The sequence below is a fragment of the Streptomyces africanus genome (assembly GCF_002150735.1).
GTDB classification, from domain to species: Bacteria; Actinomycetota; Actinomycetes; order Streptomycetales; family Streptomycetaceae; genus Streptomyces; species Streptomyces africanus.
The window spans coordinates 1-733 of sequence record NZ_MUKA01000730.1 but is presented as its reverse complement, the minus strand read 5'-3'; the positions used below and the strand labels follow the sequence as shown (position 1 = coordinate 733).

Here is a 733-nt window from a genome sequence, read left to right as displayed (position 1 = left end):
GGTGGTCGAGGAGGGGCGGGACCGGGAGTCGGCGTTGGAGCTGGCTGCTCGGATCGCCGGGAATTCGCCCGTGGGGTTGCGGGCGGCGAAGCGGGCGCTGCGGCTGGGGCAGGGGCTGGATCTGCGGGCCGGCCTCGAGGTGGAGGACGCGGCCTGGCGGGCTGTGGCGTTCTCGGGGGATCGGGCGGAGGGGGTGGCCGCGTTCAATGAGAAGCGGAGGCCGCAGTGGCCGGGGGAGTGAGCTGAGGTCGCCAGGCCGGCTGCAGGGCCTCCGCTTCGCCCCGTTCGCGCCGTCAACCGAACCAAATGGCTGGAAACTGCCTAGCCTGGGGTGATGGGTGAGGACAGACGGCTCGTGGCTGTCGTCGCGTTGGCTCAGGGGATGGCGGCGGCGCACGGGTCGCGTGAGGCGTGGCGTGCGGCGGCTGTCGGGGCGTGCCGGGCGCTGGGCGGGAGCTTTGCCGCGCTGTCGGTGTGGGAGCGGGAGCTCGGGCGGCTGAAGGTCCTCGTGAACGTCGGTGAGCTGGCCGAGGGCGAAGAGGAGTTCCCGGAGGACGAGTCCTACCCGGTGCACCAGTTCGCGGAGATCACCGAGTTCCTGCACGAGCAGTGGGCCGGCGGCGGGGAACCGGACGCCTGGGTGGAGACCGCGCAGGGGCCTGCCGCCGGGCGGCGTCCCGGGTACTGCCATCAGCGCGTCGCCGCCCTGCGCCGCCGGGGCCGCGGCTGCTGC

The 733-nt window shown here is 74.1% G+C and carries 2 pseudogenes; both read left to right on the top strand.

The window, feature by feature from the left end:
• Positions 1 to 241: pseudogene (locus CCL05_RS43720) on the top strand (enoyl-CoA hydratase); the annotation flags it as partial.
• Positions 242 to 334: 93 nt separating this feature from the next.
• Positions 335 to 733 (top strand): annotated as a pseudogene (locus CCL05_RS43715) (diguanylate cyclase); the annotation flags it as partial.